We start from the raw sequence: 14906 nt of genomic DNA on the forward strand, positions 1-14906 counted from the left end.
ACCGCGCCCCCCTTGTCCGTACGTCGGGGTCATGGTGGCATCGCCCCATGACCTCGACCCCCACCGCCCCCACCCGTTGGGGCCTCACCTTCCCCCTCGACGGCATCCCGCTGGCCGCGCAACGCGCGCTGGTGGAGTCGCTGCCGGACCTCGGGTTCACGGACCTGTGGTCGATGGAGACCGCGGGCGCGGACGCGTTCACGCCGTTGGCGCTGGCCTCGGTCTGGGCGCCGCAGCTGCGTCTGGGCACGGCGATCGTCCCGGTGTACACGCGTGGCCCGGCGCTGCTGGCGATGCAGGCCGCCGCGCTGGCGGAGGCGGCGCCCGGCCGGTTCCAGCTCGGGATCGGGTCCTCGTCGCCGGTCATCGTCAAGGACTGGAACGCGGTCCCGTTCGAGGAGCCGTTCCGGCGCAGCCGGGACGTGCTGCGCTTCCTGCGGGCGGCGTTCACCGGCGAGCAGGTGACGGAGGAGTTCAGCACCTTCTCGGTGCGCCGGTTCCGGTTGGACCGGGTGCCGGCGCACACGCCGCCGGTGCTGCTGGCGGCGCTGCGGCCGGGGATGCTGAAGCTGGCCGCCCGGGAGGCGGACGGAACGATCCTCAACTGGCTGTCGCCCGAGGACGTGCCGACCGCGCGGGCCGTCTTCGACGCCGAAGCGGGGCCGGACCACGGCAAGGAGGTCGTCGCGCGGATCTTCGTCTGCCCGACCGAGGACGTGGACTACGCCCGGGCGCTCGGCCGTCGGCTGATCGCGGCCTACCTCACCGTGCCCGCCTACGCGGAGTTCCACCGCTGGCTCGGACGCGGGGAGGCGTTGGAGCCGCTGTGGAAGAACTGGGCGGCGGGCGACCGGAAGACCGCCGCCGCCTCGATCCCCGACGAGGTCGTGGACGCCTTGCTCGTCCACGGTGCGCCGGAGCACTGCCGGGAGCGGATCGCCGCCTACGCGGAGAACGGCGTCACCGTCCCGGTCCCGGCGCTGCTGCCGACGCCGGACCAGGGCGCACGCGCCCTGGCCGCGGCGGTCAAGGCGGTCAGTCCGTCGTGAGCACGGGCGCGTCGGCCTTGCGGTCGGCGGCCTCGGTGGCCTCGGCGCGGTCCTCGTCGGCGCGGTTCTCCTCAGCGATGTGCTCCTTGGGGCGGAGCACCAGCAGGTAGACCACGCCGAGCGCGGCGACGATGCCCACCGAGATCGGCACCAGCCAGCGGTCGAGGAAGCCGGTGCCGTTCGGCGGGGTCTTGACGGAGAGCACGACGATCGAGGTCACGCCGTAGACGAGGGCGGCAATGTTCACAGCCCAGCCCCAGCGGCCGAGTGTGAACCTCCCGGCCGGCTTCCAGCCGCGTGAACGGCCGATGATCGAGGCCAGCACCACCGACTGGAAGCCGACGTAGATGCCGACGACGGAGAAGGTGATGATCCGCGTGACCGTCGCCGAGGGCAGGAAGGCGAAGGCGGCGGGGATCACGGCGGTGACCGCGGTGGCCGCGGGCGGCATGTGGAAGGTCGGGTGCAGCTTGGCGAGCCACCGCGCGCCGACGATGACACCGTCACGGGCGTAGGAGTAGACGAGCCGGGTCGCCGCGGCCTGGATCGCGAGGGTGCAGGAGACGTAGCCGACGACGATCAGCGCCAGGGCGACCTTGCTGCCGACCGTGCCGAGCGAGGCGGCGAGCACGTCCTCCAGCGGGGTCGGCGACTTGCCGCTGATGACCGCGCCGAAGTCCGGCACGGCCAGGATCAGACCGAGGGTGAGCACGACGGTGGCGACCGCACCGACGCCCAGCGTCATGCCCATCGCCCGCGGCACCTTGCGGGACGGGTCCTTGACCTCCTCGGCGATGTCGCCGCAGGCCTCGAAACCGTAGAAGATCCACACCGCGAACAGGCAGGACGCGAGGAACGCCCCGAGGTAGCCGCCGCTGCCGCCCGCGCCGAAGGTGTGCACGACCACGCTCACCGGCTGCTTGTGGTGGAAGAGCAGCAGGTAGCCGCCGAGCACGAGCGTGCCGGCCACCTCGGCGAAGACGCCCAGGTTGGCGACGAAGGCCAGGCGCTTCACACCGAGCAGGTTGACCACCGCGGACAGCACGATGACGACCACGCAGGTGATCACCGTGTTCCAGTGGGTGGGTCGGTAACCGAAGAGCGGACCGGCGTAGTTGGCGATCGGGTAGGCCACCGAGGCGATCGTCACCAGCAGCGCCCAGGTGTACATCCAGCCGGACAGCCAGGCGTACTTCGGACCCACCAGGCGCTTGGCCCACTGGTAGATGCCGCCCGCGATCGGGTACTGCGAGGCGACCTCGGCGAAGGTGAGCAGGACCAGCCCCTGCCCGAGCAGGACGACGGGGATGGTCCAGAAGAAGGCCGGGCCGCCGGTGGCCAGGCCGTAGTCGAAGACGGAGTAGACGCCGACCAGCGGGGAGAGGTAGGTGAACCCGACCGCGAAGTTGGACCAGAGGCCGAGCGCGCGGGTGAGCCGCGGTTTGTAGCCGAGCGCCGCCAACTGGGCCGCGTCCGCGGCCTCCTGTGCGTCGGTGAGCGACGTGTCACTCATGGCGGGAACCTTTCGGGGAGCTGCGGGGGTGCCGTGGGTGTGGGAAAACATATGAATCCAGAGTTCATATGGCAATGGGTCTCCGGCTGTGAACCCTGCTTCGCGTTCGATTCGTGATCGGGTGTGATGGGATGGCGCTGTGACGTCCTCCTCCCCGCCGTTGTCGAGCGCCGCGCGCCGTGCGGTGTTCTCGTCGCTGGCGGCGGAACCGCGGGTGGACGCGGTGGTCCGCCGCATCGGTGACGCGATCGTGCTCGGCCTGCTCGGCGACGGCGAGCAACTGCCCGGGGAGAGCGAGCTGTCCGCCCGCCTCGGCGTGGCCACGGTGACGCTGCGCGAGGCGCTGGTGGTGCTGCGCCAGCAGGGCCTGGTGACGACCCGTCGGGGACGAGGCGGCGGCACCTTCGTCCGGGCGCCGGAGGACACCCTCGACGACCGGCTCGGGGCCAGGCTGCTCACCCACCCCACCGAGGAACTGCGCGACCTGGCCGACCACTGGGCCGCGCTCGCCGGCGCCACCGCGCGGCTGGCCGCCGAGCGCGCCGACGCCCACGACCTCGACGCCCCGAGGCGCTCGCTGCGCGAGTTCGCCGAGGCCGAGGACCCGGCGGCGCGCGGGCGCCTCGACGGCCGGTTCCACGTGGAGATCGCGGCGGCCGCGCAGTCCGCCCGGCTGACCCGCGAGGAGATCCGTTTCCAGACGGAGATCGGCCCGCTACTCTGTCTCGCGTTCAACCAACCCGAGGCTCACCGCGAGGCGGACGCCCAGCACCGCGCGCTCGTGGACGCCGTGGCGTCCGGCGACGGGACGCGCGCCCGCGACCTCGCCGAGCAGCACGTCCACTTCGGGCTGCGCCGCCTCATCGAACGGCGACTGGACGGGTCATGGCAGCAGCAGTCGGAGGCGGCACCACCGTCGTAGGTGCGACCGGGCACCAGGCCCTGGAGGTCGCGGAGGCGATCGGCGGCCTGCTGGAGACGGTCTTCGCCGCTGTGGAGCGGGCCCGCGCGGCGGTCACCGCGTTGCTGGGGTCCGGCCCGGCCCCGGCCACGACCGACCTGACGCGGCTCCGGCGCGGGTTCCAGAAGGAGCTGGGCGGGCTCGTCGTCGGCCTCGGCTTCGTCGCCGCGCCGGGACTGCTCACGGACGTGCCGGCCTGGCTGGAATGGTGGCAACTGCGCCCGGACGGCGGCGTCCAGCCGCTCCTGCTCGACCTCGACCCGGCGACCTCCGCGTACAGCGACTACACCCACTGGGACTGGTACGCGCTGCCGCGGAGCTCGGGGCGCCGGGAGATCTCCGGCCCGTACGTCGACTACCTGTGCACCGACGAGTACAGCCTCACGCTCGCCGCGCCGGTTCACAGCCCCGACGGGACCTTCGCGGGGGTGAGCGCCGCCGACGTGTACCTGCGGCACTTCGAGGCCGTCGCCGTTCCCGCGCTGCGAGCTCTCGGACGCCCGGCCTTCCTCGTCAACCCGCGCGGCCGGGTCGTCGCCTCCACGACGGCCGCCCGCCTCGCCGGGGACCTCGTCCGCAACCTGGACGGCCTGGACGTCCACGCGTGCGGCGAGATCCCGCTGCGGCTGGTCACCCTGCCGGGCTGAGCCGCGGCGGCGTCGGGCTCAGCGGTCCGCGACCTCCGCCAGTACCCGGGCCGTCTCCTCGGGCCGGGAGAACATCGGCCAGTGACCGGTGGGCAGTTCGGTCAGCTCCCACTCCGGTCCGGAGAGCGCGGCGAACCAGGGGTGTCCGGCGGCGATGAGCGCGCGGACCTGGTCGAGCGGGAACGAGCAGGACACCAGGGTCTTCGGCAGCGCGTCGCCCGCCCCGCTCAGGCGCAGCGGCTGGTGGAGCACCCCGGCCGGGTGGTCGGTGGCGCGCTCGCGCATCAGCGCACGCTCGGCCGGGCCCAGCCCCGCCAGGCTCGCTCCCGACTCCGCGAGCTCCTCGAACGACGGCAGCGGCAGCCGGCCGTCCCCGACCTCCCGCTTCGCCAGGCCGGGGTTCAGCTCGGCCAGCGTCGCGCCGCCGGGCAGCGGGCCGCTGTCCAGGTACACCACCCGGCGGATCCGCTCCGGCGCCCGGTCGGCCGCACCGGTCACCGCGCCCGTCCCGCCGCTGTGCGCGACGAGCACCACCTCGCGCAGGTCCGCCTCGGCCAACAGGCCGGTGACGTCGGTGATGTGGGTCTCCAGGTCTACCTGCGGGCCGCCCTCGGCCGCGCGTTCCGCGAGCCCGGTGAGTGTCACCGGGTGCACCGCGTGGCCGGCCGCGCGCAGCGGCTCGGTGACCCCGTCCCAGGCCCAGGCGCCCAGCCAGAACCCCGGGACCAGTACGAACGTGCTCATGGCCGTCACCTTCCTCGGCTGGACGGCGCACGCCGCCGTCTCACTGCCGACCGTACGATCGAATCCGGACAGATTCCGCCCGGAAAAGAATGCCCGGACAGGAGTGAGGATCGCCGTGACCCACCCGGTGAGTCGTGTGCTGGCGCTGCTGGAGCTGCTCCAGGCCCGGCCGGGGCTGACGGCCGCCCAGCTCGCCGAGCGGCTGGAGGTCGACGAACGGACGGTGCGGCGCTACGTCGACCGCCTCGCCGATCTGGGTATCCCGGTGCAGGCCGCCCGTGGCCGCTACGGCGGCTACCGCCTGCTGCCGGGCTACCGGTTGCCGCCGCTGATGCTCTCCGGTGACGAGGCGGTCGCGGTCGTCCTCGGCCTGCTCGCCGCACACGGCGAGGGGCTGCTCCCGGTCGAGCAGGCGGCCGCCTCGGCCGCGCTCGCCAAGATCCAGCGGGTGCTCCCGCCCGAGCTGCGGGAACGCGTCGCCGCGGTGGCGCGCGGTGTGGAGGTGGCCGGCTCGGGTGCCCGGGTGTCGGACACGGCGGTGCTCGTCGCCCTGGCCGAGGCGGCTGGGCGGCAGCGGCGGGTCCGCCTCGCCTACCGCTCCGCGAAGGGCGCCGAGAGCGAGCGCGAGCTCGACCCCTACGGGTTGGTCCTGCATCCGCCGCGTTGGTACGTCACCGGGCTCGACCACCGCAGCGGGGAGCTCAGGGTCTTCCGGCTCGACCGGATCGTGGCCGTGGAGCCGGGGGAGGAGCCGTTCACGCCACCGCCCGGCTTCGACGCGGTCGCGCACGTGCGCCGGACCCTCGCGACGGCTCCCTACGCCCACGAGGTGGAGGTGCTGCTCCACACCACGCTGGAGCAGGCCCGCAGCCGGATCCCGTCGTCCACGGTCACCCTGAGCGGGACGGAGGACGGCTCGGTCAGGCTCCGGACCCGGGTGGAGCGCCTGGACGGAACGGCCGCGTTGCTCGCGGGCCTGGGATGGCCGTTCACCGTCGTCCGCCCCGACGGGCTGCGCGAGGAAGTCCGCGCGCTGGCCCGTCGGCTGGAACAGTGGACCGGCTGAGATGTCGCCCCTGAGGGCGCTACGCGCCCAGCTGCGGGAGCGAGGCGACGGCCTTGCGCATGCCGGTCAGCCACGCGTCGCGGTCCGCGCTGCGGTGCTGCTCGTAGGTGGCGACCTCCTCGTGCGGGAGGATCAGGAAGCGCTCGTCGGCCAGGCCGTGGACGACCGACTCGGCCACGTCCTCCGGCTCGATCAGCTTGCCGAAGGCGGTGAGCACGGTGCGGACGTCGGCCCGCTCGGTCATCGCGCTGCGGACGCCCTGCGGGCACAGCGCGCTGACGCGGATGCCCCGGGAGCCGTAGGTGACGGCGAGCCACTCGGCGAAGGCGACCGCGGCGTGCTTGGTGGCGGTGTACGCCGCGTCGCCGGGCATCTGCAGCAGGCCGGCCGCGCTCGCGGTGTTCAGCAGGTAGCCACTGCCGCGCTTGAGCATGCCCGGCAGGACGGCGCGGGCGGCGTAGACGTGGGCCATCACGTTGATGTCCCAGTTGGCCTGCCAGAGCGCGTCCGGCGCCTCGATCCCGGCGCCGCTGCCGATGCCGGCGTTGCTGCAGAACAGGTCGACCGGGCCGAGGTGCTTCTCGGCGGTGTCGACCAGCGCGCGCACGTCGCTCTCCCTCGAGACGTCGCTGGCCACGCCGACGGTGTGGCAGCCCGCGCGGTCCAGCTCCTGGGCCAGGTCCTCGACCCTGCCCCCGTCGAGATCGGCGAGCAGCAGGCCGCGCGCGCCCTCCGCGGCGAACCGCCGCGCCAGCGCGGCGCCGATACCGCCGGCCGCGCCCGTGATGACGACGACAGCGCCCTTCAGCTCCATGCCCCGAACCCCTTTTCCCGCGCCTCGTCGCGCGTCACGTCCCGGCCCTCGCACGGGCCCGATCGCTGCGGGCGATCGTAAGCTCACTACCCGTGGGTACGACAGTGTGTCTCTGCCCACCTTGCCGACGGGTTAACGTCGGGACGTGCACCCGCCTCTCCCGCCCCAGCTCTTCTCTCACGAGTTCGCAGCGAATCCTTACCCGGCCTACGCGTGGCTGCGTGAACACGCACCCGTCCACTGGACGACGTTGCCGAGCGGCGTGGACGCCTGGCTGGTGACCCGGTACACGGACGCGCGCCAGGCCCTGGCCGACACACGACTGAGCAAGAACCCGGCCAAGCACAGCCTGCAGGCGCACCGCAGCGGACGGGTCGGCATTCCCGGCGAGCGCAGCGCGGACCTGATGACGCACCTGCTCAACATCGACCCGCCGGACCACACCCGACTGCGCCGCCTGGTCTCCAAGGCGTTCACACCGCGCCGGGTCGCCGCGTTCGAGCCGCGTGTGCGCGAGATCACGGACCGGCTGATCGACGCCTTCGCGGAGCGGGGCTCGGCGGACCTGATCCACGAGTTCGCCTTCCCGCTGCCCATCTACGCGATCTGCGACCTGCTCGGCGTTCCGCCGGAGGACCAGGACGACTTCCGCGACTGGGCCGGGATGATGATCCATCACGGGCAGTCGCCACGCGGCGGCGTCGGGCGGGCCGTGAAGAAGATGCGCGGATACCTGGCCGAGCTGATCCACCGCAAGCGGGCGGACCTGGGCGAGGACCTGATCTCGGGCCTGATCCGGGCCAGTGACCACGGTGAGCACCTGACCGAGAACGAGGCCGCGGCGATGGCCTTCATCCTGCTCTTCGCCGGCTTCGAGACCACCGTCAACCTCATCGGCAACGGCATGTTCGCGCTGCTCACCCACCCCGAGCAACGGGCGGCCCTGCAGGGGTCGCTGGAGCGCGGCGAGAGTGCGCCGCTGGAGTCCGCGGTCGAGGAACTGCTGCGCTACGACGGCCCGGTCGAGATCGCGACCTGGCGCTTCGCCACCGAGCCGCTGACGCTCGGTGGTCAGGACATCGCCGCGGGGGACCCGGTGCTCGTGGTCCTCGCCGCCGCCGACCGCGACCCCGAGCGGTTCCCGCATCCGGACACCCTGGACCTGGCCCGCCGCGACAACCCGCACATCGCCTTCGGCCTCGGCATCCACTACTGCATCGGGGCCCCGTTGGCGCGCCTGGAGGCCCAGTACGCCCTCTCCGCCCTGCTGCGCCGGCTGCCTGATCTGTCGTTGGCCGCGGATCCGGCCGAACTGCGGTGGCGCGGCGGCCTCATCATGCGCGGTCTGCGCCAACTTCCCGTCGAATTCACGCCTTGATCACGACAGGGTAACGGAGCTCACATTCGGCCTTCTGTTGACGAAGGAACCGCTGGTCAACGTGGTTCACAGGGTGTCGCCGCGCCGCGCTGGGGAGGATGGTGACGGCGTGTCGGGATTGTGAACCATATGAAAACCTGCCTAGCCTCCCTGAGGTTCACGACAGTGAACACCGCCGCGCGGGACGCCGAGTCCTGTCCACCGCGAGGCGGAATCGTCTACTTGACGACCGGACAGGAGCGGGGGACCCAGGTAGTTCGCCGGACGTGCTGCACCAGCGCGGACGGCTCGGGGTGAAGACGTGCGAACGTCCGGGCCAGCCTCTACGGCCCGAACCCGACAGCTCACCTCGCAGGCGTCGGAGGGGACTTCAGCATGCTCTTCGCTGGCACCGGCCGTCATCGCAAGATACGCGTCAACAAGGCCAAGGCCATCGTGGCCACCACCGGCGTCGCCGGCGCCGCCGTGGCACTGCCGCTGTTCGGAGCCACCGGCGCCAACGCCGCGTCCGTCTCCACCTGGGACAAGGTCGCCCAGTGCGAGAGCGGCGGCGACTGGTCCATCAACACCGGCAACGGCTACTACGGCGGACTCCAGTTCTCCGCGTCGACCTGGCGCGCCTACGGTGGCGGCGCGTACGCCTCCACCGCGAACCACGCCTCCAAGGGCGACCAGATCACCGTCGCCGAGCGTGTCCTGGCCAGCCAGGGCCCCGGTGCCTGGCCGGTCTGCGGGCCGCGCGCCGGTCTGCAGCGCGGCGGTCCGTCCCCGGTCACCGGCACCTCCGGGCCGGGCGCGAAGCACCACAAGCCGAAGCAGCACAAGCCGGCGCCGAAGCCCACCGCTCCGGGGCACCAGGGTGGTTCGGGCACCTACACGGTCAAGTCCGGCGACACCCTCGCCAAGATCGCCGCCGCGCAGCACATCCTCGGCGGCTGGAAGCAGCTCTACGCGGAGAACCGCGCCACCATCGGCGGCAACCCGGACCTGATCTACGTCGGCGAGAAGCTCGTCGTGAAGTAGGCCCCGTCCGTCGGACGTCGGGGCGGGTGACCGAAACGGTCGCTACCGGTGGGTAGCGGCCGTTCGGTGTTTCAGCTGGCAAGACAGGCCAAAGGGCCTGAGTGGTCCGGACCGGCACAGCGGCTAGGCTCTGTGCGTAACAACCCGCATCCCCCAGAGGAGACAGTTGTGCCGTCCATCGACGTCGTCGTAGCGCGGGAGATTCTCGACTCACGTGGTAACCCCACCGTCGAGGTCGAGGTCGGCCTCGACGACGGCAGCACCGGCCGCGCGGCCGTCCCGTCGGGTGCCTCGACCGGCGCCTTCGAGGCCCTGGAGCTCCGTGACGGTGACAAGTCCCGTTACGGCGGCAAGGGTGTGGAGAAGGCCGTCCTGGCCGTCATCGAGCAGATCGGCCCGGAGCTGGTCGGCTACGACGCCACCGAGCAGCGCCTGATCGACCAGGCCATGCTCGACCTGGACGCCACCGCCGACAAGTCCTCGCTGGGCGCCAACGCGATCCTGGGTGTCTCGCTCGCCGTCGCGCACGCCGCCTCCGAGGCCAGCGACCTGCCGCTGTTCCGCTACCTGGGCGGCCCGAACGCCCACGTGCTGCCGGTCCCGATGATGAACATCCTCAACGGCGGTTCGCACGCGGACTCCAACGTGGACATCCAGGAGTTCATGATCGCCCCGATCGGCGCGGAGTCCTTCTCCGAGGCGCTGCGCTGGGGTGTCGAGGTCTACCACCAGCTCAAGGGCGTGCTGAAGACCCGTGGCCTGTCCACCGGCCTCGGTGACGAGGGCGGCTTCGCGCCGAACCTCGACTCCAACCGCGAGGCCCTCGACCTGATCGTCGAGGCCATCAAGGGTGCCGGTTACACCCCCGGCCGCGACATCGCGCTCGCCCTGGACGTCGCCGCCTCCGAGTTCTACAAGGACGGCGCCTACCAGTTCGAGGGCAAGGCCCGCACCGCCGCCGAGATGACGGCGTACTACGCCGAGCTCGTGGCCGCCTACCCGCTGGTCTCCATCGAGGACCCGCTGTTCGAGGACGACTGGGACGGCTGGAAGACCATCACCGCCGAGCTCGGCGACAAGGTCCAGCTGGTCGGTGACGACCTGTTCGTCACCAACCCGGAGCGCCTGTCCCGCGGCATCAAGGAGGGCGCCGCCAACGCCCTGCTGGTGAAGGTCAACCAGATCGGCTCGCTGACCGAGACCCTGGACGCCGTCGAGCTGGCCCAGCGCAACGGCTACCGCTGCATGATGTCGCACCGCTCCGGTGAGACCGAGGACGTCACCATCGCCGACCTGGCCGTCGCCACCAACTGCGGCCAGATCAAGACCGGTGCCCCGGCCCGCTCCGAGCGCGTCGCCAAGTACAACCAGCTGCTGCGCATCGAGGAGATCCTCGATGACGCCGCCGAGTACGCCGGCCGCGGCGCCTTCCCGCGCTTCAACGGCTGAGCCCGCTCTTCCGTCGCCTCGTCGCCCTCACCCTCTAGGGTGGGGGCGGCGGGGCGTCTTCGTGTTCCGCGAGCCTCGGGAGGAACAGACAGGTGGCGGCCAACCAGCAGCAGGTCCGGAAGCGGCCTCGGCTCACCGGCCGCGCTGCCGTGCTCGCCCTCGTGGTGTGCGCGCTGGTGGCCGCGCTGGCCTACCCGATGCGGCAGTACATCGCCCAGCGGTCGCAGATCGACCAGCAGCGCGCCGCCCAGCAGGCCGCCCAGCGCCAGGTGGACGAGCTGCGCCGGGAGAAGGCCCGCTGGCAGGATCCGGCCTTCATCGCCGCACAGGCGCGTGAACGCCTCCACTACGCCTTTCCGGGGGACACCCCGTTCACGGCTGTGAACCCCTCGCCCTCGCCGACGGCCTCGCCCACGGCGCAGCAGCAGGCGTCGCAGCCCTGGTACCAGAGCCTGCTCGGCTCGCTGGACGCGGCGGACCATCCCGCGCGCTGAGGAAATCTTGAAGAATAGAGACATGTCGCACGACCACCCCACCGCTCCCGTGTCCGAGGCCGACCGCGCCGCCGTCGAGGCCCAGCTGGGCCGCGTTCCCCGCGGGCTGCGCGCCGTCGCCCACCGCTGCCCCTGTGGCCTTCCGGACGTGGTCGAGACCGCCCCGCGGCTCGAGGACGGCACGCCGTTCCCGACGCTCTACTACCTGACCTGCCCGCGTGCCGCGTCGCTGATCGGCACCCTGGAGGCCGACGGCATGATGAAGGAGCAGACGGCTCGGCTCGCCGAGGATCCGGAGCTCGCCGCCGGATACCAGAAGGCACACGAGGACTACATCGCCCGTCGCGACGCGATCGAGGTGCTGGAGGGCTTCCCGAGCGCCGGCGGTATGCCGGACCGGGTCAAGTGCCTGCACGTGCTGGTCGGCCACTCGCTGGCCGCCGGTCCGGGTGTGAACCCGCTCGGCGACGAGGCGCTGGCGGCGCTGCCGGATTGGTGGCGCAAGGGTCCGTGCGTCTGCGCGGACGGGACCACCGAGGCGGAGGACGAGAACGCGTGAGCCTGACCCGAGTCGCCGGTGTCGACTGCGGCACCAACTCCATCCGCCTGCTCGTCGCCGATCTGGACCCGGCCACCGGCGAGCTGCACGAGCTGGACCGGCGGATGACCATCGTCCGGCTCGGCCAGGGTGTGGACCGCACCGGCCGGCTGGCGCCGGAGGCACTGGAGCGGACCTTCGCGGCCTGCCGCGAGTACGCGGCGGTCATCCGCGACCTGGGCGCCACCCGGCTGCGCTTCGTGGCCACCAGCGCCTCGCGCGACGCGGAGAACCGCGACGAGTTCGTCGCCGGTGTCCGCGAGATCCTCGGCGTCGACCCGGAGGTCATCAGCGGGGACGAGGAGGCGCAGCTCTCCTTCACCGGCGCGACCAAGGAGCTGAACGGCGAGGGCGGCCCCTACCTGGTCTTCGACCTGGGCGGCGGTTCGACCGAGTTCGTGCTGGGCACGGACCGGGTCGAGGCGGCCCGTTCGGTGGACGTCGGCTGCGTGCGGATGACCGAGCGGCACGGCGAGGACTTCGAGGCCATGCGCTCCGACATCGCCAAGGCCCTCGACCAGGCCGCGGAGACGGTGCCGCTCGACAGCGGCGCGACGCTGGTGGGCCTGGCCGGGACGGTCACGACGGTGGCCGGGATCGCGCTCGCGCTGCCCGCGTACGACAGCGAGGCGATCCACCGCTCCCGCATCCCCGTCGCGGACGTCCGGGCCGTCACCGAACGGCTGCTGGCCTCCACCCACGAGGAGCGCGCGGCGATCCCCGTGATGCACCCCGGGCGGGTCGACGTCATCGTGGCCGGGGCCCTGGTCCTGCTCGCGATCATGGAGCGCACCGGAGCCTCCGAGCTGGTCGTCAGCGAGCACGACATCCTCGACGGAATCGCCTGGAGCACGCTGCTCTGACGCCTGGTCGGGGCAGGTTCGGGGCACGTTCGGGGTCCTGTCGGGACCTCCGGCGTGCCCCGCCGAAGAATGTTCGTGAATTTCTTCACATGGAGTTCCCGCCGAGTGGGTGGGCTCGTGGGGCACTTCGTCCGAATTGTGGGACCGAAGGCGCGTTGACGGCCTCGGCCGTGTGATCCCAGGTGGCGCGCCCGAATCGTACGCACAATCGCAATGAGGCCTTCGAGCTGCGGAAATTCACAGCCACCCGCCGACGCCCGTGAGCGGGTGTGTCACCCGGGTTCGTGGGGGCGCGAAGTGTAGCAGGTGCTGTCCAGACCCTTGTGAGCAGGCCCACAAAAGCCAGGCGGCAGGGGGGTGGATACTTTCGGATATGAGCACCACGGAGCGTCCTCGCATCCTGATTGTCGGCGGTGGCTACGTCGGCCTGTATGCCGCGATGCGCATCCTCAAGAAGATGCGCTACGGGGAGGCGACCGTCACGGTCGTCGACCCGCGGTCGTACATGACGTACCTGCCCTTCCTCCCCGAGGCGGCCGGCGGCAACGTCGCGCCCCGCAACCTCGTCGCCCCGCTGCGCCGAGTCCTGAAGAACGCCGAGGTCCTGACGGGTCACGTCACCTCGGTCGACCAGGACCGCAAGGTGGCCACCGTGCACCCTGCCGCGGGCGACCCCTACGAGATCCCCTTCGACTACCTCGTCGTGGCGATGGGCTCGGTGTCCCGCACCTTCCCGATCCCGGGTCTGGCGGAGCACGGCATCGGCATGAAGTCGGTCGAGGAGGCCATCAGCCTCCGCAACCACGTCGTGGCCCAGCTCGACCGTGCCGAGTCCACCACCGACGAGGCCGTGCGCAAGCAGGCGCTGACCTTCGTCGTCATCGGTGGCGGCTTCGCCGGCATCGAGACGATCGCCGAGATCGAGGACATGGCCCGCGACTCGGCGAAGATCTACCACAACGTGAAGCGCGAGGACATGCGCTTCATCGTGGTCGAGGCGGCCAACCGCATCCTCCCCGAGATGGGCCCGGACCTCGGTCTGTGGACCAAGGAGAAGCTCGAGGAGCGCGGTATCGAGATCTACATCGAGACCTCGATGGAGTCCTGCGTCGACAAGCACGTCGTGCTGAAGAACGGCATCGAGGTCGACGCCTCCACCATCGTGTGGACCGCCGGCGTCAAGCCGAACCCGGCGCTGGCCAACTTCGGCCTGCCGCTCGGCCCGCGCGGCCACGTCGACACCGCCCCGACCCTCCAGGTCCAGGGCTTCGACAACGTCTGGTCGGCCGGCGACAACGCCCAGGTGCCGGACCTCGCCGTCGGCGAGGGCGCCTGGTGCCCGCCGAACGCCCAGCACGCGGTGCGTCAGGCGCTCGTCCTCGGTGACAACGTCATCGCCGGCATGCGTGGCTTCCCGCAGAAGGAGTACAAGCACAAGAACCTCGGTGCGGTCGCCGGTCTCGGCCTGCACAAGGGTGTGGCGATCCTCTTCGGCAAGTACAAGCTGAAGGGCCGCCCCGCCTGGTGGTTCCACCGCCTGTACCACGGCAGCCGCGTGCCGACCATGAACCGCAAGGTCCGCGTCTTCGCGGACTGGACCCTGGCGATGTTCCTCAAGCGTGAGACCGTCTCCCTGGTGGAGATGGAGTCCCCGCGCGAGGTCTTCGTCGAGGCCGCCGCCCCGGCCCCGGCTCCGGCCGCTCCGGCGCAGGTCAAGGAGAAGGTCTCCGCCTGACGGCCCCCGGGCCGGTACCGCTCCGGCCCACCTGAAGCCCGGCAGCGTCGCCGGACCACGACCGTGGTGCTCATGACCGGCACCGCTGCCGAAAGTGCCCTCGCCCGTTCCCACGGGCGGGGGCTCTGGCATGTCAGGGGGAGGCCGTTCCGACGGCCGCGAACAACTGCAGTGGAAGTTCCGGGTCGCCCTGGCCGATGGTGAGGCCGATCCAGCGGGGGGAGCCCGGTGGGGTCCAGACCCGCAGGCTGGTGGCGTACTGGCTCAGGTAGTCGATCGGCTCGGGCGGATGGCTGCCTTCCTCGACGCTCACGCGCAGATGGGACCAGAGGTCGACGTCGCAGGCTTCGCCCCAGCGCACCGTGAGCGCTGCGGCCAGGGCGTCGAGTTCGACCTCCAGCTCCGTCAGTGCGGCCGTGGCCGCCACGTGAAACGGGTCGTCCCAGAAGTCCTCGGTCTCGCGCAGCGTCTCGATGAGATGCGTCGGACCACTCAGGCCGTCCCGGGACGCCGTCCCGGGAAAGGGCCGGGCGAGCAGGGCGTCGATCGCGGCGAGTCTCATGGCCGCAGCC

At 71.8% G+C, this 14906-nt stretch carries 15 protein-coding genes and 1 riboswitch; of the genes, 11 read left to right on the plus strand and 4 right to left on the minus strand.

Features of this window, described 5'->3' with window-relative positions; all coding sequences use genetic code 11:
• Positions 1-47: 47 nt before the first annotated feature.
• Entirely contained in the window at positions 48-1049 is a 1002-nt protein-coding gene (locus BMY61_RS01185) for an LLM class F420-dependent oxidoreductase (protein ID WP_042442130.1), read from the plus strand.
• Here the strand turns inward: BMY61_RS01185 and BMY61_RS01190 are convergent.
• Positions 1036-2562 carry an amino acid permease gene (locus BMY61_RS01190; RefSeq protein WP_052438279.1) on the minus strand — a complete coding sequence of 509 codons (1527 nt, stop codon included), beginning with the start codon at positions 2560-2562 and terminating at the stop codon, positions 1036-1038. The genes BMY61_RS01185 and BMY61_RS01190 overlap by 14 nt on opposite strands.
• Positions 2563-2701: 139 nt before the next feature.
• Here BMY61_RS01190 and BMY61_RS01195 point away from each other — a divergent pair, with 139 nt between their 5' ends.
• Together BMY61_RS01195 and BMY61_RS01200 are read left to right on the plus strand one after the other, a co-directional pair.
• On the plus strand, positions 2702-3484 hold the full coding sequence (locus BMY61_RS01195) for a FadR/GntR family transcriptional regulator (RefSeq protein WP_042442131.1): 783 nt from the start codon (positions 2702-2704) through the stop codon (positions 3482-3484).
• Positions 3448-4170, plus strand: a complete 723-nt coding sequence (locus tag BMY61_RS01200) for a cache domain-containing protein (RefSeq protein ID WP_042442133.1) — start codon at positions 3448-3450, stop codon at positions 4168-4170. The genes BMY61_RS01195 and BMY61_RS01200 overlap by 37 nt, the downstream gene beginning before the upstream one ends.
• An 18-nt stretch (positions 4171-4188) precedes the next feature.
• Here BMY61_RS01200 and BMY61_RS01205 read toward each other — a convergent pair whose 3' ends face one another.
• Positions 4189-4914: an alpha/beta fold hydrolase gene (locus tag BMY61_RS01205; protein ID WP_042442134.1), complete on the minus strand. Its 726-nt coding sequence runs from the start codon at positions 4912-4914 to the stop codon at positions 4189-4191.
• Positions 4915-5029: 115 nt separating this feature from the next.
• On the opposite strand from BMY61_RS01205, the gene BMY61_RS01210 reads away from it, so the two are divergent.
• Positions 5030-5980 carry a helix-turn-helix transcriptional regulator gene (locus BMY61_RS01210; RefSeq protein ID WP_042442446.1) on the plus strand — a complete coding sequence of 317 codons (951 nt, stop codon included), beginning with the start codon at positions 5030-5032 and terminating at the stop codon, positions 5978-5980.
• 19 nt (positions 5981-5999) lie between these two features.
• On the opposite strand, the gene BMY61_RS01215 is transcribed toward BMY61_RS01210, so the two are convergent.
• The gene (locus BMY61_RS01215; RefSeq protein WP_042442135.1) at positions 6000-6794 is read right to left on the minus strand and encodes an SDR family oxidoreductase; all 795 of its coding nucleotides are present in this window, start codon (positions 6792-6794) and stop codon (positions 6000-6002) included.
• Positions 6795-6939: 145 nt separating this feature from the next.
• Here BMY61_RS01215 and BMY61_RS01220 point away from each other — a divergent pair, with 145 nt between their 5' ends.
• The 7 genes from BMY61_RS01220 to BMY61_RS01250 all read left to right on the plus strand — a co-directional run bounded on the left by BMY61_RS01220 (position 6940) and on the right by BMY61_RS01250 (position 14334).
• Positions 6940-8172, plus strand: coding sequence for a cytochrome P450 family protein (locus BMY61_RS01220; protein ID WP_042442136.1), 1233 nt, complete (start codon positions 6940-6942; stop codon positions 8170-8172).
• 205 nt (positions 8173-8377) lie between these two features.
• Positions 8378-8545, plus strand: a riboswitch (cyclic di-AMP (ydaO/yuaA leader).
• Between the two features lie 2 nt (positions 8546-8547).
• Positions 8548-9195, plus strand: a complete 648-nt coding sequence (locus tag BMY61_RS48265) for a LysM peptidoglycan-binding domain-containing protein (protein WP_042442137.1) — start codon at positions 8548-8550, stop codon at positions 9193-9195.
• Between the two features lie 168 nt (positions 9196-9363).
• Positions 9364-10644, plus strand: a complete 1281-nt coding sequence (gene eno / locus BMY61_RS01230; protein WP_042442138.1) for a phosphopyruvate hydratase — start codon at positions 9364-9366, stop codon at positions 10642-10644.
• Positions 10645-10736: 92 nt separating this feature from the next.
• Positions 10737-11138 (plus strand): FtsB family cell division protein, encoded by a 402-nt coding sequence (locus BMY61_RS01235; protein WP_042442139.1) that lies wholly within the window; start codon positions 10737-10739, stop codon positions 11136-11138.
• 22 nt (positions 11139-11160) lie between these two features.
• Positions 11161-11697 carry a DUF501 domain-containing protein gene (locus BMY61_RS01240; RefSeq protein WP_042442141.1) on the plus strand — a complete coding sequence of 179 codons (537 nt, stop codon included), beginning with the start codon at positions 11161-11163 and terminating at the stop codon, positions 11695-11697.
• Positions 11698-11699: 2 nt separating this feature from the next.
• Complete coding sequence (locus BMY61_RS01245) at positions 11700-12599, plus strand: Ppx/GppA phosphatase family protein (protein ID WP_042442447.1); 900 nt, start codon at positions 11700-11702, stop codon at positions 12597-12599.
• Between the two features lie 373 nt (positions 12600-12972).
• Positions 12973-14334 carry an NAD(P)/FAD-dependent oxidoreductase gene (locus BMY61_RS01250; RefSeq protein WP_042442142.1) on the plus strand — a complete coding sequence of 454 codons (1362 nt, stop codon included), beginning with the start codon at positions 12973-12975 and terminating at the stop codon, positions 14332-14334.
• 133 nt (positions 14335-14467) lie between these two features.
• Here BMY61_RS01250 and BMY61_RS01255 read toward each other — a convergent pair whose 3' ends face one another.
• Positions 14468-14896: a hypothetical protein gene (locus BMY61_RS01255; RefSeq protein ID WP_042442143.1), complete on the minus strand. Its 429-nt coding sequence runs from the start codon at positions 14894-14896 to the stop codon at positions 14468-14470.
• Between the last annotated feature and the right edge of the window lie 10 nt (positions 14897-14906).

Origin of the sequence: Streptacidiphilus jiangxiensis, assembly GCF_900109465.1 — a bacterium.
In the GTDB taxonomy this organism is placed as follows: domain Bacteria; phylum Actinomycetota; class Actinomycetes; order Streptomycetales; family Streptomycetaceae; genus Streptacidiphilus; species Streptacidiphilus jiangxiensis.